This is a genomic window from Pseudomonas fluorescens (assembly GCF_001648775.1).
In the GTDB taxonomy this organism is placed as follows: domain Bacteria; phylum Pseudomonadota; class Gammaproteobacteria; order Pseudomonadales; family Pseudomonadaceae; genus Aquipseudomonas; species Aquipseudomonas fluorescens_M.
Map to the genome: position 1 here is coordinate 70,849 of NZ_LVEJ01000004.1, position 24,051 is coordinate 94,899.

At 58.9% G+C, this 24,051-nt stretch carries 22 protein-coding genes; 13 read left to right on the plus strand and 9 right to left on the minus strand.

Annotation, left to right across the window (positions count from 1 at the left end):
* Position 1 precedes the first annotated feature (1 nt).
* Both sdhD and sdhC read right to left on the minus strand, forming a co-directional pair.
* A complete protein-coding gene (gene sdhD, locus A8O26_RS07050; protein WP_003222999.1) occupies positions 2-370 on the minus strand; it encodes a succinate dehydrogenase, hydrophobic membrane anchor protein in 369 nt (122 codons plus the stop codon).
* On the minus strand, positions 364-738 hold the full coding sequence (gene sdhC, locus A8O26_RS07055; RefSeq protein ID WP_064117363.1) for a succinate dehydrogenase, cytochrome b556 subunit: 375 nt from the start codon (positions 736-738) through the stop codon (positions 364-366). Before sdhC ends, sdhD begins: the two co-directional genes overlap by 7 nt.
* Positions 739-1,101: 363 nt before the next feature.
* Between sdhC and gltA the strand changes: the two genes are divergently transcribed.
* On the plus strand, positions 1,102-2,391 hold the full coding sequence (gene gltA, locus A8O26_RS07060; protein ID WP_064117364.1) for a citrate synthase: 1,290 nt from the start codon (positions 1,102-1,104) through the stop codon (positions 2,389-2,391).
* Positions 2,392-3,403: 1,012 nt separating this feature from the next.
* Here gltA and A8O26_RS07065 read toward each other — a convergent pair.
* From A8O26_RS07065 to A8O26_RS07075, 3 genes are all read right to left on the minus strand, one after another.
* Positions 3,404-5,062 carry a cation acetate symporter gene (locus tag A8O26_RS07065; protein WP_064117365.1) on the minus strand — a complete coding sequence of 553 codons (1,659 nt, stop codon included), beginning with the start codon at positions 5,060-5,062 and terminating at the stop codon, positions 3,404-3,406.
* Positions 5,059-5,370 (minus strand): DUF485 domain-containing protein, encoded by a 312-nt coding sequence (locus tag A8O26_RS07070; protein WP_064117366.1) that lies wholly within the window; start codon positions 5,368-5,370, stop codon positions 5,059-5,061. Before A8O26_RS07070 ends, A8O26_RS07065 begins: the two co-directional genes overlap by 4 nt.
* A 240-nt stretch (positions 5,371-5,610) precedes the next feature.
* Entirely contained in the window at positions 5,611-6,462 is an 852-nt protein-coding gene (locus A8O26_RS07075) for a glycine betaine ABC transporter substrate-binding protein (protein ID WP_034151546.1), read from the minus strand.
* A 286-nt stretch (positions 6,463-6,748) separates the two neighbouring features.
* Here A8O26_RS07075 and A8O26_RS07085 point away from each other — a divergent pair, with 286 nt between their 5' ends.
* Positions 6,749-8,344, plus strand: coding sequence for a hypothetical protein (locus A8O26_RS07085; protein WP_064117367.1), 1,596 nt, complete (start codon positions 6,749-6,751; stop codon positions 8,342-8,344).
* Between the two features lie 97 nt (positions 8,345-8,441).
* On the opposite strand, the gene A8O26_RS07090 is transcribed toward A8O26_RS07085, so the two are convergent.
* Entirely contained in the window at positions 8,442-8,810 is a 369-nt protein-coding gene (locus tag A8O26_RS07090) for a hypothetical protein (RefSeq protein ID WP_064117368.1), read from the minus strand.
* A 224-nt stretch (positions 8,811-9,034) separates the two neighbouring features.
* Between A8O26_RS07090 and A8O26_RS07095 the strand changes: the two genes are divergently transcribed.
* Both A8O26_RS07095 and A8O26_RS07100 read left to right on the plus strand, forming a co-directional pair.
* Positions 9,035-10,333 carry a hypothetical protein gene (locus A8O26_RS07095; protein WP_064117369.1) on the plus strand — a complete coding sequence of 433 codons (1,299 nt, stop codon included), beginning with the start codon at positions 9,035-9,037 and terminating at the stop codon, positions 10,331-10,333.
* Positions 10,326-11,114 (plus strand): MlaA family lipoprotein, encoded by a 789-nt coding sequence (locus tag A8O26_RS07100; RefSeq protein ID WP_034151542.1) that lies wholly within the window; start codon positions 10,326-10,328, stop codon positions 11,112-11,114. The genes A8O26_RS07095 and A8O26_RS07100 overlap by 8 nt, the downstream gene beginning before the upstream one ends.
* Positions 11,115-11,242: 128 nt before the next feature.
* Here A8O26_RS07100 and A8O26_RS07105 read toward each other — a convergent pair whose 3' ends face one another.
* Positions 11,243-12,157, minus strand: coding sequence for a DUF808 domain-containing protein (locus A8O26_RS07105; protein ID WP_064117370.1), 915 nt, complete (start codon positions 12,155-12,157; stop codon positions 11,243-11,245).
* A 135-nt stretch (positions 12,158-12,292) separates the two neighbouring features.
* Between A8O26_RS07105 and A8O26_RS07110 the strand changes: the two genes are divergently transcribed.
* Entirely contained in the window at positions 12,293-12,898 is a 606-nt protein-coding gene (locus A8O26_RS07110) for a TetR/AcrR family transcriptional regulator (RefSeq protein WP_007919931.1), read from the plus strand.
* Between the two features lie 115 nt (positions 12,899-13,013).
* Here the strand turns inward: A8O26_RS07110 and A8O26_RS07115 are convergent, their stop codons facing one another.
* Together A8O26_RS07115 and A8O26_RS07120 are read right to left on the minus strand one after the other, a co-directional pair.
* Complete coding sequence (locus tag A8O26_RS07115; RefSeq protein WP_064117371.1) at positions 13,014-13,472, minus strand: REP-associated tyrosine transposase; 459 nt, start codon at positions 13,470-13,472, stop codon at positions 13,014-13,016.
* 213 nt (positions 13,473-13,685) lie between these two features.
* A complete protein-coding gene (locus tag A8O26_RS07120; RefSeq protein WP_064117372.1) occupies positions 13,686-14,126 on the minus strand; it encodes a GlcG/HbpS family heme-binding protein in 441 nt (146 codons plus the stop codon).
* A gap of 268 nt (positions 14,127-14,394) precedes the next feature.
* Between A8O26_RS07120 and gcl the strand changes: the two genes are divergently transcribed.
* The 8 genes from gcl (at position 14,395) to A8O26_RS07160 (ending at position 24,034) form a co-directional block, all read left to right on the plus strand.
* Positions 14,395-16,170 carry a glyoxylate carboligase gene (gene gcl, locus A8O26_RS07125; protein WP_008083509.1) on the plus strand — a complete coding sequence of 592 codons (1,776 nt, stop codon included), beginning with the start codon at positions 14,395-14,397 and terminating at the stop codon, positions 16,168-16,170.
* A 178-nt stretch (positions 16,171-16,348) separates the two neighbouring features.
* Complete coding sequence (gene hyi / locus A8O26_RS07130) at positions 16,349-17,131, plus strand: hydroxypyruvate isomerase (RefSeq protein WP_064117373.1); 783 nt, start codon at positions 16,349-16,351, stop codon at positions 17,129-17,131.
* 159 nt (positions 17,132-17,290) lie between these two features.
* Positions 17,291-18,184 (plus strand): 2-hydroxy-3-oxopropionate reductase, encoded by an 894-nt coding sequence (locus A8O26_RS07135; protein WP_007919937.1) that lies wholly within the window; start codon positions 17,291-17,293, stop codon positions 18,182-18,184.
* A 153-nt stretch (positions 18,185-18,337) separates the two neighbouring features.
* Positions 18,338-19,612, plus strand: a complete 1,275-nt coding sequence (locus A8O26_RS07140; protein ID WP_064117374.1) for a glycerate kinase type-2 family protein — start codon at positions 18,338-18,340, stop codon at positions 19,610-19,612.
* Positions 19,609-21,024: a pyruvate kinase gene (gene pyk / locus A8O26_RS07145; protein ID WP_064117375.1), complete on the plus strand. Its 1,416-nt coding sequence runs from the start codon at positions 19,609-19,611 to the stop codon at positions 21,022-21,024. The genes A8O26_RS07140 and pyk overlap by 4 nt, the downstream gene beginning before the upstream one ends.
* Before the next feature lie 146 nt (positions 21,025-21,170).
* A complete protein-coding gene (locus tag A8O26_RS07150; RefSeq protein ID WP_064117376.1) occupies positions 21,171-22,085 on the plus strand; it encodes an urea transporter in 915 nt (304 codons plus the stop codon).
* A gap of 21 nt (positions 22,086-22,106) precedes the next feature.
* Positions 22,107-22,931: an ion transporter gene (locus A8O26_RS07155; RefSeq protein WP_016987501.1), complete on the plus strand. Its 825-nt coding sequence runs from the start codon at positions 22,107-22,109 to the stop codon at positions 22,929-22,931.
* A gap of 104 nt (positions 22,932-23,035) precedes the next feature.
* On the plus strand, positions 23,036-24,034 hold the full coding sequence (locus A8O26_RS07160; protein WP_064117377.1) for a sulfate ABC transporter substrate-binding protein: 999 nt from the start codon (positions 23,036-23,038) through the stop codon (positions 24,032-24,034).
* The last annotated feature ends 17 nt before the right edge of the window (positions 24,035-24,051 follow it).

The window sequence follows — 24,051 nt, forward strand, 5'->3', positions numbered from 1 at the left end:
CTCAGATACCCCAGAGAATCTGCACACCCCAGACGAAGTAAGCGAACATCGCAACGCCGCATACTGCCTGGAAAAGGAAACGTATCGCCGTTGCGGACTTGCCGAACGCCATTGGCGTCAGGTAGTCAGTCGCGATGGTCCACATGCCGACCCAGGCGTGAGCGCCGAGAGCAACAAGGGCCAGGAGGCTGAAAATACGCATCCCGTTGTGGGCGAACAGTTCATGCCACTGGGCATACTCGAGGCCAGGGTGGGCCACGACGTATCCGATCAGAAAGATGAAGTAAGCCGCGAGAACGACCGCAGACACACGTTGCGCCATCCAGTCATAGAGGCCCGAACGCGACAGGTTCGTGACGTTAGTTACCATATCCAAACTCCTGCCAGAACGATTACCATCACGGAAACGGCGATAACGATTTTCGAGCCCAGCTTGCCGCCTTCCAGCGTCTCACCGATGCCCATGTCCATGATCAAATGGCGCACACCGGCTACCAGGTGATACAGCAGAGCGGACAGGATGCCCCAAATCACTAGCTTGGCTAGCGGACTGGTCAGACACGCTTTCACCTGACCGAAGCCTTCCTCGGAGCTCAGCGACTTGTCCAATGCATAAAGCATGATGGCAAGGCACACGAAGAGGATGACACCGGAGATACGGTGAAGAATGGACGTGTAAGCAGTGACTGGGAGTTTGATGGTCCTTAGGTCTAGGTTTACAGGTCGTTGGCTTTTCACGGCTTTTTTTTCACACTGAAGAGCCCCTAACAATCAGGGCAAAGTTGTTGGGGAGTGCACTGGTCAGGTAACCACCACCCAGGGATGCGACCCCCAATGAAAGCAAGCCCAAAAGCCCTTGGCGGTCGGTGGCCGAGTATAGACAGTTAGGCTACTAATGACAACGCAATCACCTACCCCCAATAGCTGATTGCACAAGTTGCATAAAAGGCGTAAATGGCAGTCAATTTCGAGGAAAAAGTGCGCTTAAAGCCTTCTGGAGCAAGACTTTAGGCAAATTGACATTCGAATTTATCTCACTATAGTGGTGCGGGCCCTGCGTGGGGGGTCTGTCTGATGGTTCAAGCATAAATAGGAGGCCACATGGCTGACAAAAAAGCGCAGTTGATCATCGAGGGCGCAGCCCCCGTCGAGCTGCCCATTTTAACCGGCACCGTTGGTCCCGATGTAATTGATGTTCGGGGCCTGACGGCCACGGGCCGCTTCACTTTCGACCCTGGTTTCATGTCGACCGCCTCGTGCGAATCGAAGATCACCTATATCGACGGCGACAACGGCATTCTGTTGCACCGCGGCTACCCGATCGAACAACTGGCTGAAAAATCGGACTACCTGGAAACCTGCTACCTGCTGCTCAACGGCGAACTGCCGACCGCAGAACAGAAGGCCCAGTTCGTCAGCACCGTGAAAAACCACACGATGGTTCACGAGCAGCTGAAAACCTTCTTTAACGGTTTCCGTCGCGACGCCCACCCGATGGCCGTCATGTGCGGTGTAGTCGGCGCCCTCTCGGCCTTCTACCACGACTCCCTCGACATCAATAACCCGCAGCATCGCGAAATCTCCGCGATCCGTCTGGTTGCCAAGATGCCGACCCTGGCAGCGATGGTTTACAAGTACTCCATGGGCCAACCCATGATGTACCCGCGCAACGACCTGACGTACGCGGAAAACTTCCTGCACATGATGTTCAACACCCCGTGCGAGATCAAACCGATCAGCCCGGTACTCGCCAAAGCCATGGACCGGATCTTCATCCTCCACGCCGACCACGAGCAGAACGCATCGACCTCCACCGTGCGTCTGGCCGGTTCTTCGGGTGCCAACCCGTTCGCCTGTATTGCCGCCGGTATCGCCGCACTGTGGGGCCCTGCCCACGGCGGTGCGAACGAAGCCGTTCTGACCATGCTTGACGAGATTGGCGATGTGTCGAACATCGACAAGTTTATCGCCAAGGCCAAGGACAAGAACGATCCGTTCAAGCTGATGGGCTTCGGTCACCGCGTTTACAAGAACCGCGACCCTCGCGCGACTGTAATGAAGCAGACCTGCGACGAAGTGCTGAAGGAACTGGGCATCAACAACGATCCGCAACTCGAACTGGCCATGCGCCTGGAAGAGATCGCGCTGACCGACCCGTACTTCATCGAGCGCTCGCTGTACCCGAACGTCGACTTCTACTCGGGGATCATCCTCAAGGCGATCGGCATTCCGACCAGCATGTTCACGGTGATTTTCGCGCTGGCACGTACTGTTGGCTGGATTTCGCACTGGAAAGAAATGCTCTCCAGCCCGTACAAGATTGGCCGTCCGCGCCAGTTGTACACTGGCTGCGAGTCGCGTGATATTTCCAAGCTGGAAGACCGCAAATAAGATTTGTCTTGCGATAAAATCTTGAAGTTGTACCGGGAACGGCCTCTATTTATATAGGGGCCGTTTTTGTTTGTGCTTTCGCGGTTTTTTTGGTGATTGGGGACATATCCGTTGCTGCGGGTGGTGCCGCTGGCGGTTTCGCTCTTACAGCGAGTCCCTTTTTCAAACGCCAAAAAGGAACCAAAAGGCTTGGCCCCTGGCGTACGGCACTTCGCTGAGGCTCAGTGTTCCCTCGCTACGGTGTCCATCCGGGGGCATCGCCTACGGTTGGCTTCGCTGCACCTCCTCTCGATGTGTGCGGCTGCGCCGCACGGCGCTGCGCGCCTACCCCCCGGATGAACACCTTCGCTCGGCCTGCCGATAGGGGCTGAAGATCAAAAGCCAAAGCCAAAGCCAAAGCAAGATCACAAGCCAGAACAAGAGCCCCTCACCCTAGCCCTCTCCCGGAGGGAGAGGGAACTGACCGAGGTGTTTGGGGGAGATACGCCGACGTGAAATGCCGAGTCGAACTCAGGCTTTGAAAAGCACACAAATCTGCTCCCTCTCCCTCCGGGAGAGGGCTGGGGTGAGGGGCAAATCCACCACAAAAACAAAAGCCATGCGCGCCCCGCTTTTCACCACTCAATAGGCCGAGTGTCAGCTCGCCTGCTCTTGATCTTGATCCACGGGCGACGTCGGAAGGCTTCGTTCCGGGATTGATCCGGGCGTGGGAGCGCAGCGACCGTTTGGCGCAGCCAAATACAGCGAGAGGAGGTGCAGCGCAGCAAACCGGAGGCGATGCCCCCGGATCGATCCCGCAGCGAAGGAACCCCGAGCCCCAGCGAGCGGGCCGAACGCAGGAGCAAAGCCTTTTCGGCGTTTGGAAAAGGTGACTCGCCGTAAGGGCGAAACCCTAAGAAGCCGTTACCGCAGCAACGGATATGCACACCAAACAACCGATAACCGCCCAATAAAAAATGCCCCGATCTCTCAACCGGGGCATTCAGCACAACATTAAAAAACCATCAAACCATCAATGCGAAACCGCCCCGCTCGCCCCCAACCCAGTCTGCGAACGCACAAACTGCGGGAAGAACAGCGCCCGCTCTTTATCCGCAGCCGCCGACTTATCAGTAATCGAGAAGAACCAGATCCCCACAAACGCGATGATCATCGAAAACAGCGCCGGATACTCGTAAGGGAAGATCGCCTTCTCATGATGCAGAATCTGCACCCAGATGGTCGGGCCAAGGATCATCAAGCCCACCGCACTCACCAGACCCAACCAGCCACCAATCATCGCGCCACGAGTGGTCAGCTTCTTCCAGTACATCGAAAGCAACAACACCGGGAAGTTACAGCTCGCCGCAATCGAGAACGCCAAGCCCACCATGAACGCAATGTTCTGGCTTTCGAACAAGATACCCAAGCCAATAGCCAGAATACCCAGCGCAACCGTGGTGATCTTCGAAACGCGAATCTCATCCTTGTCGTTAGCCTTGCCCTTTTTGATCACGCTGGCATACAGGTCATGCGACACCGCCGAAGCACCGGCCAGGGTCAGACCCGCCACAACTGCCAGAATCGTCGCGAACGCCACCGCCGAGATAAAGCCGAGGAAGATACTGCCGCCCACCGCGTCAGCCAGGTGCACCGCCGCCATGTTGTTGCCGCCAAGCAGAGCGCCCGCCGCATCTTTAAAGGCCGGATTAGTGCTGACCAACAGGATCGCGCCGAAGCCGATGATGAACGTCAGGATGTAGAAGTAACCAATGAAACCCGTCGCGTACAGCACGCTCTTACGCGCTTCTTTGGCATCGCTCACAGTGAAGAAGCGCATCAGGATGTGCGGCAGGCCCGCAGTACCGAACATCAGCGCCAGACCGAGGGAGAACGCCGAAATCGGATCTTTCACCAGACCACCCGGGCTCATGATCGCCTCACCTTTCGGGTGAACCTTGATCGCTTCCGAGAACAGCATGTTGAAGTCGAAGTTGACGTGTTTCATCACCATCAGCGCCATGAACGAGGCACCGGACAGCAACAGCACGGCCTTGATGATCTGCACCCAAGTGGTCGCCAGCATGCCGCCGAACAGCACGTACATGCACATCAGGATACCGACCAGAATTACCGCGACGTAGTAGTCGAGACCGAACAGCAGCTGAATCAGCTTGCCGGCACCGACCATTTGCGCGATCAGGTAGAACGCCACCACCACCAGCGAGCCGCAGGCCGACAGCGTGCGAATCTGGGTTTGCCCGAGGCGGTAGGACGCGACGTCGGCAAACGTGTATTTACCCAGGTTGCGCAGGCGCTCGGCGATCAGGAACAGAATGATCGGCCAGCCCACCAGGAAGCCGATCGAATAGATCAGGCCATCGTAGCCGGAGGTGAACACCAGCGCGGAAATCCCCAGAAAGGACGCCGCCGACATGTAGTCACCGGCAATCGCCAGACCGTTCTGGAAACCGGTGATCTTGCCGCCCGCCGCATAGTAGTCGGCAGCCGACTTGTTACGCTTGGACGCCCAATAAGTGATGCACAGGGTCGCACCGACAAACACCACGAACATGGCGATCGCAGCGACATTGAGCGGTTGTTTGTGGACTTCGCCGGTCAGGGCGTCAGCGGCCCAGACGGCAGGCGCGAACGCCGAGATGCTCAGAAGAGCCAGTAGACGCCGGATCATTGCTGAGCCTCCTTGAGAATCGCATTGTTCAGGTCGTCAAACTCGCCATTGGCGCGGCGCACGTAGATACCGGTCAGGATGAAAGCCGAAATAATCAGGCCGACACCGATCGGGATACCCCAGGTAATTGAGGATTCAGGACTGAGTTTCGCCCCGAGCACTTGCGGCCCATACGCGATCAGCAGAATGAATGCGGAGTACAGCCCAAGCATGATTGCCGAGAGAATCCAGGCGAATCGTTCCCTTTTCTTCACCAGCTCCTTGAATCGGGGACTGTTTTGAATCGAGAGGTAAATGCTGTCGTTCATTGTTTTTATCCTCGCAGCACAGATTATTGTTGGAACATAGCTAATGTATGCGGCTGCGAGCGCGGTAACAGACGACCTTAGTAGTAGAACGCCATGACACTTTTGCCAATTTCCGGTACACGCAAAACGACTGTGGGAGCGAGCTTGCTCGCGAAGGCGTCGTATCAGTCAACACATCAGTCGACTGATAGACCGCTTTCGCGAGCAAGCTCGCTCCCACAGGGTTAGGCGGTGAGGCTTTTATTTAGTCCAGTCAGCCACGCGATCCGGGTGCTTGGCGACCCAATCCTTGGCCGCTGCTTCAGGTTTGGCACCGTCCTGAATTGCCAGCATCACTTCGCCGATCTCGTCTTTCGACGCCCACTGGAAGTTCTTCAGGAACTTGGCCACTTCCGGTGCTTTGGTCGCGAGTTCTTTGCTGCCGATGCTGTTCACGGTTTCAGCCGCGCCGTACACGCCTTTCGGGTCGTCGAGGAAGCGCAGTTTCCACTTGGCGAACATCCAGTGCGGCACCCAGCCGGTGACGGCGATGGATTCGTTTTTCTTCTCGGCACGGGTCAGCTCGGCGATCATGCCGGCGCCGGAACTGGCTTTGAGGCTGTATTTGTCCAGACCGTAATCCTTGATCGCCTGATCAGTCTTGAGCATCACGCCTGAACCGGCATCGATGCCGACGATACGATTCTTGAAGGTGTCATCCGTTTTCAGGTCTTCGATCGACTTGGCTTTCACATACTCCGGCACGATCAGGCCGATTTTTGCATCCTTGAAGTTCGGGCCGTAATCGACGACCAGATCCTTGTTTTTCGTCCAGTATTCGCCGTGGGTCACGGGCAGCCAGGCCGAGAGCATGGCGTCGAGTTTGCCGGTGGCCACGCCCTGCCACATGATCCCGGTGGCGACGGCTTGCAGTTTCACGTCGTAGCCGAGTTTCTGCTTGATCACTTCGGCCGCCACGTGGGTGGTCGCCACGCTGTCGGACCAGCCGTCAACGTAACCGATGTTCAGGGTCTGTTTTTCTGCGCTGGCGAAAGTGGAACTCATCGCAAGCACCAGAGCAGCACTTGCGCCTAAAAGTCGTCGCATCTTCATCGTTACTTCCCCGAAATGCTGCGCCCGACGGATGACGGGCGGCGTCAACGTATTGTTATGGTGCACGGCGCCCCCATCACGCCTGACCGCAAACTCGTTAGAACATCAGCGGAGCACTGATGGCTTGATCATCAACCTCACGCGGTCGTCGACCTGCTCTACCAGCGACCTCAAGACAACGAGAAACGACATCACAAGGCCATTAATGGCGTCTGGATATTTGACGCCAGACAATCCGCCCGAACTTTGCATGTCAAAATCATGCGGGCCACCAACCCCTCTATAAATGCAGGTAACATGCGTCGCTTTGCAGCCACTCGGCCTGACCATGTCCGCGACGTCCCGCTTCCCCTTTCTGCCTTATCTCTTTGCCTGCCTGCTCGGGCTGTTTGCCCTCGCTGGTTTCTGGTACGGCCTCGGCCAACCGGTGATTCTGCCGGATGCAGCGACGCCGACACACAAGCTGCAGTGCGCCTCGTACACGCCGTTCGATAAAGACCAATCGCCGTTCGACGTGCCATTCAAGCTGCGCCCGGAGCGCATGGACGCCGACCTCGCGTTGCTGGCGACACGCTTTGAATGCATTCGCACCTATTCAATGACTGGCCTGGAAGCGCTGCCGGATCTGGCGCGTAAACACGGCTTGAAATTGATGATCGGCGCGTGGGTCAACAGCAACCCGGTGGACACCGAGAAAGAAGTCGATCTGCTGATCAAATCGGCCAATGCCAACCCGGATGTGGTCAGTGCAGTGATCGTCGGCAACGAAGCGCTGTTGCGCAAAGAAGTCACCGGCGCGCAACTGGCCAAGCTGATCAACAAGGTCAAAAGTCAGGTCAAGCAACCGGTCACCTATGCCGATGTCTGGGAGTTCTGGCTCAAGCATCCGGAAGTCGCGCCGGCGGTGGACTTTTTGACCATCCACTTGCTGCCGTACTGGGAAGATGATCCGTCAAACATCGACGTCGCCCTGCAGCATGTCGCCGATGTGCGTCAGGTGTTCGGCAATAAATTCGCACCGAAAGACGTGATGATCGGCGAAACCGGCTGGCCGAGCGAAGGCCGCCAACGCGAGACCGCCCTGCCGAGCCGGGTCAACGAGGCCAAGTTCATTCGTGGTTTTGTCGCGATGGCCGAGAAGGAAGGCTGGCATTACAACCTGATCGAAGCGTTTGACCAGCCGTGGAAGCGCGGCAGCGAAGGCGCGGTCGGCGGTTACTGGGGGCTGTTCGATGCTGATCGTCAGGACAAAGGCGTACTCGCGGGACCGGTGACGAATGTGCCGCTCTGGAAAGAGTGGCTGGCGGTCGGCGGGTTGATTTTCCTTGGCACGCTGATCCTTGGCGGGCGGGTTCGCAGCACGCGCTCGGCTCTGCTGTTGCCGCTGCTGGGCGCCCTCGCCGCTTGCTCCATCGGTGCCTGGGGTGATCTGGCGCGGGTAACCACGCGATTTACCAGTGAATGGTTGTGGGTTGGCTTACTGACGCTGTTGAATCTGTTGGTATTGGCACACGCTGCGCTGACGCTGAGCACGCGGACTGGCTGGCGTGAGCGGGCGTTCAATCTACTGGAGCGCCGCGCTGGCTGGCTGGTCGCGGCGGCAGGTTTTGCCGCAGCGGTGATGATGCTGGAGATGGTGTTTGATCCGCGTTATCGCAGCTTTGCAAGCATGGCGTTTGTGCTGCCGGCGCTGGTGTATCTGTGCCGCCCCGTCAGCGTGCCGCGTCGGGAGATTGCGTTGCTGACGTTTATTGTCGGCGCGGGGATTGCGCCGCAGTTGTATCAGGAAGGTTTGCAGAATCAGCAGGCGTGGGGCTGGGCGTTGGTGAGTGGTTTGATGGTGGCTGCGTTGTGGCGCTGCCTGCGCGTTCGCAAGGGCTGATTTTCAGCGAGGCTAAAGACCTCTTCGCGAGCAAGCTCGCTCCCACAGGAGAATGCATTCCAAATGTGGGAGCGAGCTTGCTCGCGAAGACTGACTGTCAGGCGCTACGAGTCTCGCGGACCAGACGCAACCCGGCAATCACCAACGCAAACACCGCCAACGTGGTGTTGTACAACGCCAGCGCCGGCACCCCAAACACCAGTGCCAGCACCGCCAGCCACCACCCTGCCCGCCCTGGCAAGACAAAACCGATCAGCGCCGCACCCAGCGCCGTCCAGCCCAACACCTTGAAGTGAATCATCAAGCCAAGATTGGAGCGCAACAGGCATTCCCAACGACCGGCTTCATCCACGCAGATGCCCACCCACTTGCCGTCCTCCATAAAGCCATAACGTGCGCCATAGCTGGCGGCCAGCCACAACGGCAACAAAACAAGCAGCAGAATCACGGGCAAACGGCGGGACATGAAGCACTCCAAACGAGAGAAATCGGCGGCCAGCTTAATCTGCCGCCAGCGGTGTGCAAGCGCTAACAACTGTTAACTGTTCATTGAGGCGGTGCAAAGTGTATCGTCCAGCTACTATTACTCCGAATTCTGCCTGTTTGGTGCCGCAGCATGGCACTTTGGCGCAAACCCGGTGGTCATAGCCTGCGAACTTCATTCGGCACCTTCCTCTAAGGGATCTAGTCATGCTCCGTTCCTTGCGCTTCGCCGCGCTGTTCAGCGGCCTTATTTTGAGTGCGTCCGCACTGGCGGTGGATATCGACGCCGCCAGTTATGGCTACCCCCTGACCAACCCGTTCGAGGCGACCATCGCCACGACGCCGCCGGACCTGCGCCCGGAATTGCCGCTGGACGACGACATCAATCAATCGGACCGCAGCCTGACGTTGCGCCCGGAGCGCGAGTTCATCCTGCCGGACAACTTCTGGGCGGTGAAAAAGCTCACCTACCGCATCGCCACTCAGGACAAACCGGCTCCGCTGATTTTCCTGATCGCCGGCACCGGCGCACGCTACGACAGCACGCTCAACGAATACCTGAAAAAGCTCTACTACAAGGCCGGCTACCACGTCGTGCAATTGTCCTCGCCGACCAGTTTTGACTTCATCAGCGCCGCCTCACGTTTCGCCACCCCCGGCGTGACCAAGGAAGATGCCGAAGACATGTACCGGGTGATGCAGGCCGTGCGTGCGCAGAATCCAAAGCTGCCGGTCACCGAGTATTACCTGACCGGCTACAGCCTTGGCGCTCTGGATGCTGCATTCGTCGCACATCTGGACGAAACGCGCCGCAGCTTCAACTTCAAGAAAGTCCTGCTGCTCAACCCGCCGGTCAACCTCTATACCTCGGTGACCAACCTCGACAAGTTGGTACAGACTGAGGTGAAAGGCATCAACAACAGCACCACATTCTATGAACTGGTGCTGTCCAAGCTGACTCGCTACTTCCAGCAAAAAGGCTACATCGACCTCAACGATGCGCTGCTCTATGACTTCCAGCAGTCCAAGCAGCACCTGACCAACGAACAGATGGCGATGCTGATCGGCACCTCGTTCCGCTTCTCGGCGGCCGACATCGCCTTCACCTCCGACCTGATCAACCGTCGCGGCCTGATCACCCCGCCGAAATTCCCGATCACCGAAGGCACCAGCCTCACGCCGTTCCTCAAGCGTGCGCTGCAGTGCGACTTCGACTGCTACCTGACCGATCAGGTGATCCCGATGTGGCGCGCGCGCACCGACGGCGGCAGCCTGCTGCAACTGATCGATCAGGTCAGCCTGTATGCGCTCAAGGATTACCTGCACGACAGCCCGAAAATCGCCGTGATGCACAACGCCGACGACGTCATTCTCGGCCCGGGCGACCTCGGTTTCCTGCGCAAGACCTTCGGTGATCGCCTGACCGTTTATCCACTGGGCGGCCATTGCGGCAACCTTAACTACCGCGTCAACAGCGACGCCATGCTGGAGTTCTTCCGTGGCTAAATATCTCCTGCTGATGGCAGCGCTCCTCTGCGCAGGCGTGGCCCAGGCCGACAACAGCAAAGCCAACGCGCCAGTCGTCGTCGACAGCGACGGCTTTAAAGAGCCGCTGTCCAAACTCAAATTCAACCCTGGGCTGGATCAGCGCGAGTTCGAGCGCTCGACGCTCAACGCGCTGAACGTCTACGATCCGCTGGAATCGTGGAACCGTCGGGTTTACCACTTCAACTACCGCTTCGACCAATGGGTGTTCCTGCCGGTGGTCGATGGCTACCGTTACATCACGCCAAGCTTCGTGCGTACTGGCGTGAGTAACTTCTTCAACAACCTCGGTGACGTGCCGAACCTGGTCAACAGCCTGTTGCAGTTCAAAGGCCAGCGCTCAATGGAAACCACCGCGCGTCTGCTGCTCAACACCACCATCGGCATCGCCGGTCTGTGGGACCCGGCCACCGCCATGGGCCTGCCGCGCCAGAGCGAAGACTTCGGTCAGACCCTGGGTTTCTACGGTGTACCGGGCGGCGCCTACTTCGTGCTGCCGATTCTCGGCCCGTCGAACATCCGCGACACCGCCGGCCTCGCTGTGGACTACACCGCCGAGTCGGCGATCAACTTCCTCAATGTCTCGGAAGTCAGCTCCAACCACCCGGAAATCTGGGCCCTGCGTGCGGTCGACAAGCGTTATCAGACCAGCTTCCGCTACGGTCAGATGAACTCGCCGTTCGAGTACGAGAAAGTGCGTTACGTGTACACCGAGGCGCGCAAGTTGCAGATCGCCGAATAAAAACGGCTGCCACAAAACACTGTGGGAGCGAGCTTGCTCGCGAATGCGGTAGTCCAGTCAACATTTAAGTCGACTGATACTCCGCTTTCGCGAGCAAGCTCGCTCCCACATTTGTTTTGTGTCGCGGGTTAGCCCTTCACGGTTTTCCAGATTTTGCCGACGACGGAAACCACCGCCAGCACCACCGCGCCAGCAATGATCCCCGCGACACCATTGAGCAACATCGGCACCGCAAACCCGACACTGCCGGCTGCCGCACCAACGCCTTCAATCCAGTGATGCAGCACCGGCACGCCATGGGTCAGGATGCCGCCGCCGACCAGGAACATCGCCGCCGTACCGACCACCGACAAGGTTTTCATCATGTACGGTGCTGCGCTGAGAATGCCGCTGCCGATTTTTTTCGCAAACTGCCCTGGTTTCTGGGTGAGCCACAAGCCGAGGTCGTCGAGTTTGACGATGCCCGCCACCAGACCGTACACACCGACCGTCATGACAATGGCGATCCCGGACATCACGATCACTTGCTGAGTCAGCGAAGCGTCCGCCACGGTGCCGAGCGTAATCGCGATGATTTCCGCCGAAAGAATGAAGTCCGTGCGGATCGCGCCTTTGATCTTGTCCTTCTCGTACGCCACCAGATCAGTCGCCGGATCGGCCACGGCCTCTGTCAGTTGCGCATGCCCGGCTTCATCTTCAGCTGCGCTGTGCAGAAACTTGTGCGCGAGCTTCTCGAAACCCTCAAAACACAAATACGCACCACCGACCATCAACAACGGCGTCACCAGCCACGGCACGAACGCACTGATCGCCAGCGCCGATGGCACCAGAATCAGTTTGTTGACGAACGAGCCTTTGGCCACGGCCCAGACCACGGGAATTTCCCGCTCGGCACGCACCCCGGAGACCTGCTGGGCATTGAGCGCCAGATCATCACCGAGCACGCCGGCGGTCTTCTTGGCGGCCATTTTGCTCATCAACGCCACGTCGTCCAGCACGGTGGCAATATCGTCGACCAGCACCAGCAAACTGCTTCCTGCCATGAATCCTGTTTCCTTTTATGTATGAATGTTGCGAAGCATAACGCGACCACAGACCACACGGGGCATTCTTGAGCGCTGCGCGAGGCCGGTGCTACCATGCGCAACCGCCAGAACAGGCAAGGAACCACCGGGTTTATGAGCACAATCCGCGAGCGCAACAAAGAACTGATCCTGCGTGCCGCCAGTGAGGAGTTTGCCGACAAGGGCTTCGCTGCGACCAAAACCAGCGACATCGCCGCCAAGGCGGGATTGCCCAAGCCCAACGTCTACTACTACTTCAAGTCCAAGGAAAACCTCTACCGCGAGGTTCTGGAAAGCATCATCGTGCCGATTTTGCAGGCCTCGACGCCGTTCAACCCGGACGGTGTACCGAGCGAAGTGCTGAGCGGCTACATCCGCTCGAAGATCCGCATCTCCCGCGACCTGCCCTTCGCCTCGAAAGTGTTCGCCAGCGAAATCATGCACGGCGCCCCGCACCTGAGCGCCGACCTGGTCGAGCAGCTCAACGGCCAGGCCAAGCACAACATCGACTGCATCCAGAGCTGGATCGACCGCGGGCAAATTGCCCCGATCGACCCTAATCACCTGATGTTCAGCATCTGGGCCGCGACCCAGACCTACGCCGACTTCGACTGGCAGATTTCTGCGGTGACCGGCAAGGACAAGCTGGACGAGGCGGATTATGAAGCGGCGGCACAGACGATTATCCGGTTGGTGTTGAAAGGCTGTGAGCCGGACTGATAGACCGCGGTGAGGCCATCGCGAGCAGGCTCGCTCCCACATTGGACCCGTGGCGTTCACAAATCCCCTGTGGGAGCGAGCCTGCTCGCGAATGGCGGCAACACAAAAATTTCGCTCAAACCCAAATCGCATCCCACAACGGATAGTCGCCAAGCTTCTTAACCAAACCAGCCCGCAACGGGTTAGCCACGACATACCGAGCCAACGTCACCAGATCTTCTTCTCTGCGCAATGCACGATCATGAAAGCCTGATTGCCAAAGACTGGCCTGTCGACCCGTCGAGAGATTCACGGCTTTGGTGCTGAGGGATTTTGTACGCTGCATCAACTCGCCGAGCGAACCGCGCCTCAATTCAATCAACCAATGAAAATGGTCTGGCATGACTACCCAGGCCAACGTACTGGCAATGCCCATTTCCTCTGCGACGTGAAATTGGCTGGCGACCAATCGACCCAGTGCAAAGTCGCTGAAAACAGGTTGCCTTCCCGCCGTATTGGTTGTTAGCAGGTAAATGCGGTTCTGTTCGGAGTAACGACCAATGCGCAAACGATTTGAAGCAGATGGATTCAGCATTCCTTCGCCTTTTCATGTCCTGATCATGAAAAGGCTAGCTAGATGATTGTCGGACCAAGCGTCAGACTTTTAGCAAGATGTGTACGGAAGATCGCCTTCGCGAGCAGGCTCGCTCCCACAGGTGACTTGGGGTATTCAGACATTTTGTGTCTGAGCACAAATCCAATGTGGGAGCGAGCCTGCTCGCGAAGATGGTTAATCAGCCGCTAATGATCAAGCAGCCACCCCCGCATCCGCCCGCAAATCCAGCGCCTCCACTGCCTTAATCGCAACCTGCTCATCAATATCCGACAGATCGCCGCTAATCCCGATCGCGCCCAGCACGCTTCCCGCCTGATCTCGAATCAACACACCGCCCGGTGCCGGCACGACGCTGCCCTGGCCCATGCTGTTGAGCGCGGCAATAAACGCCGGGCGTTGTTGTGCATCCAGTGCCAGCAGGCGTGAGCCTTTGCCCAGGGCGATCGCGCCCCAGGCTTTGCCGATGGCGATGTTCGGGCGCAGCAGGCTGGCGCCGTCTTCGCGTTGCAGGGTGATCAGGTGGCCGCCGGTATCGAGTACCGCGATGGTCAGCGGCGCGGCGTTGATGCCGCGCCCTGCGTTGATGGCCTCGTTGACCAGGTTGACTGCGACTTTCAAGGTTAAAGCGCTCATGGTGCCGTCCTCATTTTGTTATAGGGAAAGTCGTGGGCCTGCGGTTTTGTGCCGCAGGCCGATGCAACAAATAGAACACAATGAATTATTTTTTTGTATACAATAATTCTCGAAAAACGCCACATGCGACGAAAAGCCACAGTCAGACGGGCTTCCGACGAATGAAACAGACGCTTGAGAAAATGGATTGACCTGCGCCGTCCGCCGTGAATACACTCTGCGCAAAGCCACTTGTATACAATTACAAAACGTAAAGAGGCACAAAACCATGAGCAAAATGAGAGCAATCGAAGCCGCCGTTCTGGTGATGCGCCGTGAAGGGGTTGATACCGCTTTTGGCATCCCGGGCGCTGCCATCAACCCGCTGTACTCCGCCTTGCAAAAGGTCGGTGGCATCGATCACGTCCTTGCTCGCCACGTTGAAGGCGCCTCGCACATGGCCGAGGGCTACACCCGCACCAAGGCCGGCAACATCGGCGTGTGCATCGGCACTTCCGGCCCTGCCGGTACCGACATGGTCACCGGGCTCTACAGCGCCTCGGCCGACTCGATTCCAATCCTCTGCATCACAGGGCAAGCACCCCGCGCCCGTATGCACAAGGAAGACTTCCAGGCTGTCGACATCACCAGCATCGTCAAGCCAGTCACCAAGTGGGCGACCACTGTTCTGGAACCGGGCCAAGTGCCTTACGCGTTCCAGAAAGCCTTCTTTGAAATGCGCTCCGGCCGTCCAGGCCCGGTGCTGATCGACCTGCCGTTCGACGTACAGATGGCCGAAATCGAATTCGATATCGATGCTTACCAGCCGCTGCCATTGGCCAAGCCGACTGCGACCCGCGTTCAGGTTGAAAAGGCTCTGGCTTTGCTCGATCAGGCTGAGCGTCCACTGCTGGTGGCCGGCGGCGGCATCATCAATGCCGACGCCAGCGATCTGCTGGTTGAGTTCGCTGAGCTGACCGGTATTCCGGTGATCCCGACCCTGATGGGCTGGGGCACCATCCCGGACGATCACCCGCTGATGGTCGGCATGGTCGGTCTGCAGACATCGCACCGTTACGGCAACGCGACGATGCTGAAATCCGACGTGGTGTTGGGGATCGGTAACCGTTGGGCTAACCGTCACACCGGTTCGGTAGACGTCTACACCGAAGGCCGCAAGTTCATTCACGTCGACATCGAAGGCACGCAGATCGGTCGTGTGTTCACGCCGGATCTGGGCATCGTTTCCGACGCCGCTGCTGCGCTGACCGTGTTCATCGAAGTGGCGCGTGAATGGCAAGCCGCCGGCAAGCTGAAAAACCGCAGTGCCTGGCTGCAAGATTGCCAGCAGCGCAAAGCCAGCCTGCACCGCAAAACCCACTTCGACAACGTGCCGGTCAAACCACAGCGCGTTTACGAAGAAATGAACCAGGTGTTCGGCAAGGACACCTGCTACGTCAGCACCATTGGTCTGTCGCAGATTGCCGGCGCGCAGTTCCTGCACGTCTACAAGCCGCGTCACTGGATCAACTGTGGCCAGGCCGGCCCGTTGGGCTGGACCATTCCGGCAGCGCTGGGCGTGGTGAAGGCCGATCCGAACCGTAAAGTCGTGGCCCTGTCGGGGGACTATGACTTCCAGTTCATGATCGAAGAACTGGCGGTCGGCGCTCAGTTCAAACTGCCGTACATCCATGTCGTGGTGAACAACTCGTACCTGGGTCTGATCCGTCAGGCACAGCGCGGGTTCGAAATGGACTACTGCGTGCAGCTGTCCTTCGATAACCTGAACGCGCCGGAACTCAACGGTTACGGTGTTGACCACGTCGCAGTGGCTGAAGGCCTCGGCTGTAAGGCACTGCGTGTGTTCGAACCATCGGAAATCGCCCCTGCCCTGCGCAAGGCCGAACAGATGATCGAAGAGTTCAAGGTGCCGGTGATCGTCGAGATCATTCTGGAGCGTGTGACCAACATCTCCATGGGTACCGAGATCAACGCCGTCAACGAATTCGAAGACCTGGCGCTGGTCGGCAACGATGCGCCAACGGCGATTTCGCTGCTTGATTAAACGTAATTAGCCCCCTCTCCCTCCGGGAGAGGGCTGGGGTGAGGGAAAGGTTTTGCGGTGCTCGCAAAATTCGGATCAGACTCAGGATCCCCCTCACCCTAACCCTCTCCCCCAGGAGAGGGGACTTGATCGCGTTCAGTCTGACCAACCGTGTCACATCCGTTTTTAGGAGACCACCATGCCGCGTTTCGCAGCCAACCTGTCCATGCTGTTCACCGAACAGGATTTCCTTGCCCGTTTCGACGCCGCCGCCAAGGCTGGTTTCAGCGGTGTCGAGTACCTGTTCCCGTACGACTTCAGCTCCGCTGAAATCAAGGCCAAGCTCGACGCCAATGGTCTGACCCAAGTGCTGTTCAACCTGCCGGCCGGTGACTGGGCCAAGGGCGAACGCGGTATCGCGTGCCTGCCGGATCGGGTCGAAGAATTCCGCGCCGGTGTCGATCTGGCCATCGCTTACGCACAAGTGCTGGGCAACACCCAGGTCAACTGTCTGGCCGGTATCCGTCCGCAAGGCGTTGATGATGCAACCGTGGAAAAGACCTTCGTCGCCAACCTGAAATACGCCGCCGACAAGCTGCAGGCAGCGGGCATCAAACTGGTGATGGAAGCGATCAACACCCGCGACATCCCGGGTTTCTACCTGAACAACACGGCGCAAGCCCTGTCGATTCGCGAACAGGTCGGCAGCGCCAATCTGTATCTGCAATACGACATCTATCACATGCAAATCATGGAAGGCGATCTGGCCCGCACCCTGCAATCGCACCTGGGCGAGATCAACCATGTGCAGCTCGCGGACAACCCGGGGCGCAACGAACCAGGCACCGGTGAAATCAACTATCGGTTCCTGTTCGAACACCTCGACCGCATCGGTTACCAGGGTTGGGTTGGCTGTGAATACAAGCCGCTGACCACCACTGAAGCAGGCCTGGGTTGGCTGAAAACCCACAACGCAATTTAAGAACACTGCAAAAACCCTGTGGGAGCGAGCTTGCTCGCGAATGCGGTGGTTCAGTCAACACGGATATTGAATGTTCCACCGCATTCGTGAGCAAGCTCACTCCCACACAGAGCAGCTCCCCTATTTGCTTGAGCAAGACAAAAACAAGAGGATTTTCTCATGGCTAAAATCGGATTTATCGGCACCGGCATCATGGGCCACCCAATGGCTTCGAACCTGCAGAAAGCCGGTCACAGCCTGTTCCTGTCGGCGCACCACGACGCCGCCCCGGCCGACCTGGTTGCCGCTGGCGCCGTTGCTCTGGCCAACCCGCGCGAAGTCGCGCAGGAAGCTGAATTCATCATCGTCATGGTCCCGGATACCCCGCAGGTAGACGACGTGCTGTTCCGCGCTGACGGCGTTGCCGCTGGCCTGAGCAAAGGCAAAATCGTTATCGACATGAGCTCGATCTCGCCGACCGCCACCAAGGCCTTCGCGGCGAAGATCAACGAGAAAGGCGCGCAATACCTCGACGCACCGGTATCCGGTGGTGAAGTCGGCGCCAAAGCGGCGACCCTGAGCATCATGATCGGTGGCGACGCCGATGCCTTCGAACGCGCGCTGCCGCTGTTCCAGGCCATGGGCAAGAACATCACTCTGGTCGGTGGCAATGGCGACGGTCAAACCGCTAAAGTCGCGAACCAGATCATCGTTGCCCTGAACATTCAGGCCGTCGCTGAAGCCCTGCTGTTCGCTTCGAAAAACGGCGCTGATCCGGCCAAGGTGCGTGAAGCACTGATGGGCGGTTTCGCTTCCTCGAAGATCCTTGAAGTGCACGGCGAGCGCATGATCAAAGGCACTTTCGATCCAGGCTTCCGCATCAGCCTGCACCAGAAAGACCTGAACCTGGCCCTGCAAGGCGCCAAGGAGCTGAACATCAACCTGCCGAACACCGCCAATGCCCAGCAAGTGTTCAGCACCTGCGCCGCGATCGGTGGCAGCAACTGGGACCACTCGGCGCTGATCAAGGGTCTGGAACACATGGCCAACTTCTCGATTCGCGACAACAAATAAAGCCTGCGCAAACCCTGTGGGAGCGAGCCTGCTCGCGAAAGCGGTTGCACATTCAACATCCATGTTGGCTGACACACCGCCTTCGCGAGCAGGCTCGCTCCCACAAGGGATCTGAGTTGCCCTTTCGAATAACAAGAATTCCGGGAGCCCGCCATGTCGGTCGATCCGCAACAACTGCTGCGCGAGCTGTTTGCCACAGCCATCGACGCGGCCCATCCGAACCAGGTTCTCGAAGCCCATTTGCCCGCCGATCGCAGCGGTCGGGTAATCGTCATCGGTGCCGGCAAAGCCGCTGCCGCGATGGCGCAAGTGGTCGAGCGTTGCTGGGAGGGTGAAGTCTCAGGCCTGGTTGTGACCCGTTACGGTCATGGCGCCCCGTGCGAAAAAATCGAAGTGGTCGAAGCCGCGCATCCGGTGCCGGACGCTGCCGGCCTGGCCGTGGCCAAGCGTGTGCTCGAACTGGTCAGCAACCTGAGCGAAGACGACCGCGTGATCTTCCTGCTCTCCGGTGGCGGCTCGGCCCTGCTGGCGTTGCCGGCCGAAGGCATTACCCTCGCCGACAAGCAATCGATCAACAAAGCCCTGCTCAAATCCGGCGCGACCATCGGCGAGATGAACTGCGTGCGCAAGCACCTCTCGGCGATCAAGGGCGGCCGTCTCGGCAAGGCCTGCTGGCCTGCCACTGTTTACACCTACGCGATTTCCGATGTACCGGGCGACCTCGCCACGGTCATCGCTTCCGGCCCGACCGTGGCCGACCCCAGCACTTGCGCTGAAGCGCTGGCGATCATCAAACGCTACGGCATCGAGATTCCCGCATCCGTGCGCAACTGGCTGCAAAGCCCTGAGTCGGAAACCGTCAAACCCGGCGACCCAAGCCTGGCGCGCAGCCACTTCCAATTGATCGCCCGCCCTCAGCAATCGCTGGATGCGGCGGCGGTGAAATGCCGTCAGGCCGGGTTCAGCACGCTGATCCTCGGCGACCTCGAAGGTGAGTCGCGCGAAGTGGCGAAAGTCCACGCCGGCATCGCTCGTCAGATCATCAATCACGGCCAGCCACTCGCAGCGCCGTGCGTGATTCTCTCCGGCGGCGAAACCACCGTGACCGTGCGCGGCAATGGCCGTGGCGGACGCAATGCCGAGTTCCTCCTCAGCCTCACCGAAAACCTCAAAGGTCAGCCTGGCGTCTACGCGCTGGCCGGTGACACCGACGGCATCGACGGCTCGGAAGACAACGCCGGGGCGATCATGACCCCGGACAGCTACGCCCGCGCCGCCGCCCTCGGTTTGAGCGCCAGCGACGAGCTGGATAACAACAACGGCTACGGCTATTTCGAGGCGCTCGATGCGCTGATCGTCACCGAGCCGACCCGCACCAACGTCAACGACTTCCGCGCCATTCTGATCCTTGAGAGCTGCAAATCATGACGCCTGATAAAAAGGTCAAAATCCTCGCCACCCTCGGGCCTGCTGTCGATGGCATCGAAGACATCCGTGAACTGGTCGAGGCCGGGGTGAATATCTTCCGCCTGAACTTCAGCCACGGCGATCACGCCGACCACGCCAAGCGCTATCAGTGGATCCGCGAAGTCGAGCGTCAGCTCAACTATCCGCTGGGCATTCTGATGGACTTGCAGGGGCCGAAACTGCGCGTCGGCAAGTTCGCTGACGGCAAGGTGCAGTTGCATCGCGGTCAGGCATTCCGGCTGGATCTGGATGCGACGGCGGGCGATGAACGCCGAGTGAACCTGCCGCATCCGGAGATCATTGCCGCGCTGGAAGCGGGCATGGATCTGCTGCTCGACGACGGCAAACTGCGTCTGCGCGTGGTCACCAAATACGCTGATGCGATCGACACCACCGTGCTCAATGGCGGCGAACTGTCGGACCGCAAAGGCGTCAACGTGCCGCAAGCGGTGCTCGACCTCAGCCCGCTGACCGCCAAGGATCGCCGTGACCTGAGCTTCGGCCTGGAACTGGGTGTGGACTGGGTCGCGCTGTCGTTTGTGCAGCGCCCACAGGACATCATCGAAGCCCGCGCATTGATCGGCGACAAAGCCTTTCTGATGGCGAAAATCGAGAAGCCGTCAGCCGTTGAACAACTGCGCGAAATCGCTGAACTGAGCGACGCGATCATGGTTGCTCGCGGTGACCTCGGCGTCGAAGTGCCGGCCGAAAGCGTGCCGCAGATTCAGAAAAACATCATCACCACCTGCCGCGAACTCGGCAAACCGGTGGTGGTGGCGACGCAAATGCTCGAGTCGATGCGCTTCTCCCCTGCCCCGACCCGCGCCGAGGTGACCGACGTTGCCAACGCCGTGGCCGAAGGCGCCGATGCGGTGATGCTGTCAGCAGAAACCGCCTCCGGTGAGTACCCGCTGGAAGCGGTGCAGATGATGAGCAAGATCATTCGTCAGGTGGAGAACGGCCCGGACTATCAGACTCAGCTTGATGTCAGTCGGCCGAAAGCTGAAGCGACCGTTTCCGATGCAATCAGCTGCGCGATCCGGCGCATCAGCAACGTGCTGCCGGTGGCGGTGCTGGTCAACTACAGCGAGTCGGGCGCATCGAGCCTGCGTGCCGCGCGGGAACGGCCGAAAGCGCCGATCCTCAACCTGACGCCGAACCTGCAGACTGCGCGGCGTTTGAGCGTGGCGTGGGGCATTCACTCGGTCGTCAACGATCGCCTGCGTCAGGTCGACGAAGTCTGCTCGACCGCGCTGGAAATCGCCCAGGCTCAAGGCATGGCCGAGCGTGGCGACACGCTGCTGATTACTGCCGGTGTGCCGTTCGGCCAGCCGGGGTCGACTAACTCGCTGCGGATCGAAACATTGATTTAGCGCCTGTACCGGCCTCTTCGCGAGCAGGCTCGCTCCCACAGTTGATTTGTGTGCATCACAAACTCAATGACTGAACAGAGATTCAGTGTGGGAGCCAGCCTGCTGGCGAAACAGGCGCCTCGGTTTCCCTGACTTTCAGAACTGCCATGCCTGCCAATCATTTCAACACCCACTGCCCCGACTGGGCCGAGGCTTTGCTCAACGGTTTCAGTCAAATATTCCTCCAGCGCCATCCGCTGTGCGGCCTGCTGTGCCTGTTGGCGATTCTGCTGACCGCGCCGGTGCTGTTCGCCGGTGCGCTGCTCGGTGCCGTCGCCGGATTGCTCACCGCGCAACGGCGCAACTACGCCAAGGCTGATCGCCAGGCCGGGCTGTTCAGCTACAACGGCATCTTGCTCGGCCTATTGCTGAGCTTGTACTTCCCGTGGTCGCCGATGCTGCCGCCGCTGATTCTTGCCGCGGGCGGCTTGAGCGCAATGGTCACGCAGCAATGGCTCAAACATGTCTACAGCAGCCGCTCGATTCCGGCCTACACCTCGCCGTTCGTGGCGATGAGCTGGGTTCTGCTGCTGTTCGCCGAACCGTCGGCGCCGATGGCGCACATCGAGATGACCACGCTGAACCTGCTCGCCGCCGAACTGCGCGGTTTGGGCCAAGTGATGTTCCTCGGTCATCCACTGGCCGGCGCGCTGATCGCCGCTGGTTTGCTGATCGCTGATCGCCGGGCGTTTTGCTGGGCAATGCTGGCTTCTGCCATCGGCCTCGGTTCCAGCCTGCTGCACCACGAAACCAGCGTCGCGCTGCTCGGCATCGGCAGCTACAACGCCGTGCTCGCCGCCCTCGCCTTCTCTTCGCAACGCCAACAACCTTGGCTGCCGCTGCTCGGCATCGTCCTTGCGCTGTTGGTCACGCCGTTGTTTGCGGCTATCGGTCTGGCCACCCTGACCGCGCCATTCATCCTCGCCGGCTGGCTGATCCGCGCCGGCATCCAGATGCTCGGCAAAACGCCGGTCGAGCGTGCGCCTTGCGCTCATGGGGAGAATCAACCTAGGCTGCGCTGATCTTCGATTCAGGCGTTATCCATGGACAGCAGCAACAGTTGGCGCGAACGGCTCTACGTCATGATTTTCCAGAGCGACACCCTCGCCGGGCGTCGCTTCGACGGCATCTTGCTGTTGATCATCCTCGCCAGCCTGGTGATCGTGATGCTCGACAGTATCGACAGCATTCACCAGAACTACGCCGACGTGCTGGCCTACATCGAGTGGGGCTTCACGATCATCTTTCTCGGCGAGTACATCCTGCGTCTGTATTGCTCACCGAAACCCTTGCGCTACGCCTTCAGCTTTTACGGGTTGGTGGATTTGCTGGCGATCGTGCCCGGCATCCTCGCCCTGTATTACAGCGATGCGCAGTACCTGCTGATCATCCGGATCATCCGCATGCTGCGGATCTTCCGTGTCCTCAAGCTGAGTCCGTATCTCAAGCAAGCCAATTACCTGATGTCGGCGCTGCGTGGCAGCAAGCAGAAAATCGTCGTGTTTCTGGTCAGCGTCTGCACGCTGGTGACGGTGTTCGGCACTTTGATGTACGTGATCGAAGGCCCGGAGCATGGCTTCACCAGCATTCCCAAAGGCATCTATTGGGCGATCGTCACGCTGACCACCGTGGGCTTCGGCGACATCGTGCCGAAGACCCCGCTGGGCCAGGTGATTTCGTCGCTGGTGATGATCACCGGTTACTCGATCATCGCCGTGCCGACGGGGATTTTCACCGCCGAACTGGCCAACGCCATGCGCGGCGAACAGCTGCAACACGACTGCCCGGTGTGCAAGAAAAACAGCCATGAACACGGCGCCGCGTTCTGCTCGCGCTGCGGCAATGCACTGTTCAAGAAACTGGAATAAGCAAAGAGCTTTTTAATCTTTAAACGACTATGCCAGCCCCGTTATAGTCAGTGGCAATTGAATATCACCCCCAGCTCCTACACAGATAAAACAAGGAATGCGCAGTGAAAAAACTCTTTGGCGCCTCACTTCTCGCCGCCGGCCTGGCTTTGGCCAACATCGCTCAGGCAGCCCCGACGCTGCTCAACGTTTCCTACGACGTGATGCGCGATTTCTACAAGGACTACAACACTGCGTTCCAGAAACACTGGCAAGCCGAGCACAACGAAAACATCACGGTGCAGATGTCCTTCGGCGGTTCGAGCAAGCAAGCGCGTTCGGTGATCGATGGCCTGCCGGCTGACGTCATCACCATGAACATGGCCACCGACATCAACGCCCTCGCCGACAACGGCAAACTGGTGCCGGAGAACTGGGTCACGCGTCTGCCAAACAACAGCGCGCCGTTCACCTCGGCCACCGTGTTCATCGTGCGCAAAGGCAACCCGAAAGCCCTGAAAGACTGGCCGGACCTGCTCAAGGACGGCGTGCAAGTGATCGTGCCAAACCCGAAAACCTCGGGTAACGGCCGCTACACCTATCTGTCGGCCTGGGGTTATGTGCTGAAGAACGGTGGTGACGAAAACAAGGCCAAGGATTTCGTCGGCAAACTGTTCAAGCAAGCGCCGGTACTCGATACCGGTGGCCGCGCGGCGACTACCACGTTCATGACCAACCAGATCGGCGACGTGCTGGTGACGTTCGAAAACGAAGCGGAAATGATCGCCCGCGAGTTTGGTCGTGATCAGTTTGAAGTGATCTACCCGAGTGTTTCGGCTGAGGCTGAGCCACCGGTGTCGGTGGTCGACAAAGTGGTCGACAAGAAGGGTTCGCGGGCAGCGGCGGACGAGTACTTGAAGTACCTGTGGTCGCCGGAAGGTCAGGAGATTGCGGCGGCGAACTACCTGCGTCCGCGTGATCCGGCGGTGCTGGCGAAGTACACCGATCGTTTCCCGAAAGTTGATTTCTTGTCGGTTGAGAAGACCTTTGGTGACTGGCGCACGGTGCAAAAAACTCACTTCAATGACGGCGGTGTTTTCGATCAGATCTATACCGGCCAGTAACAGTTAAGCTGACATGA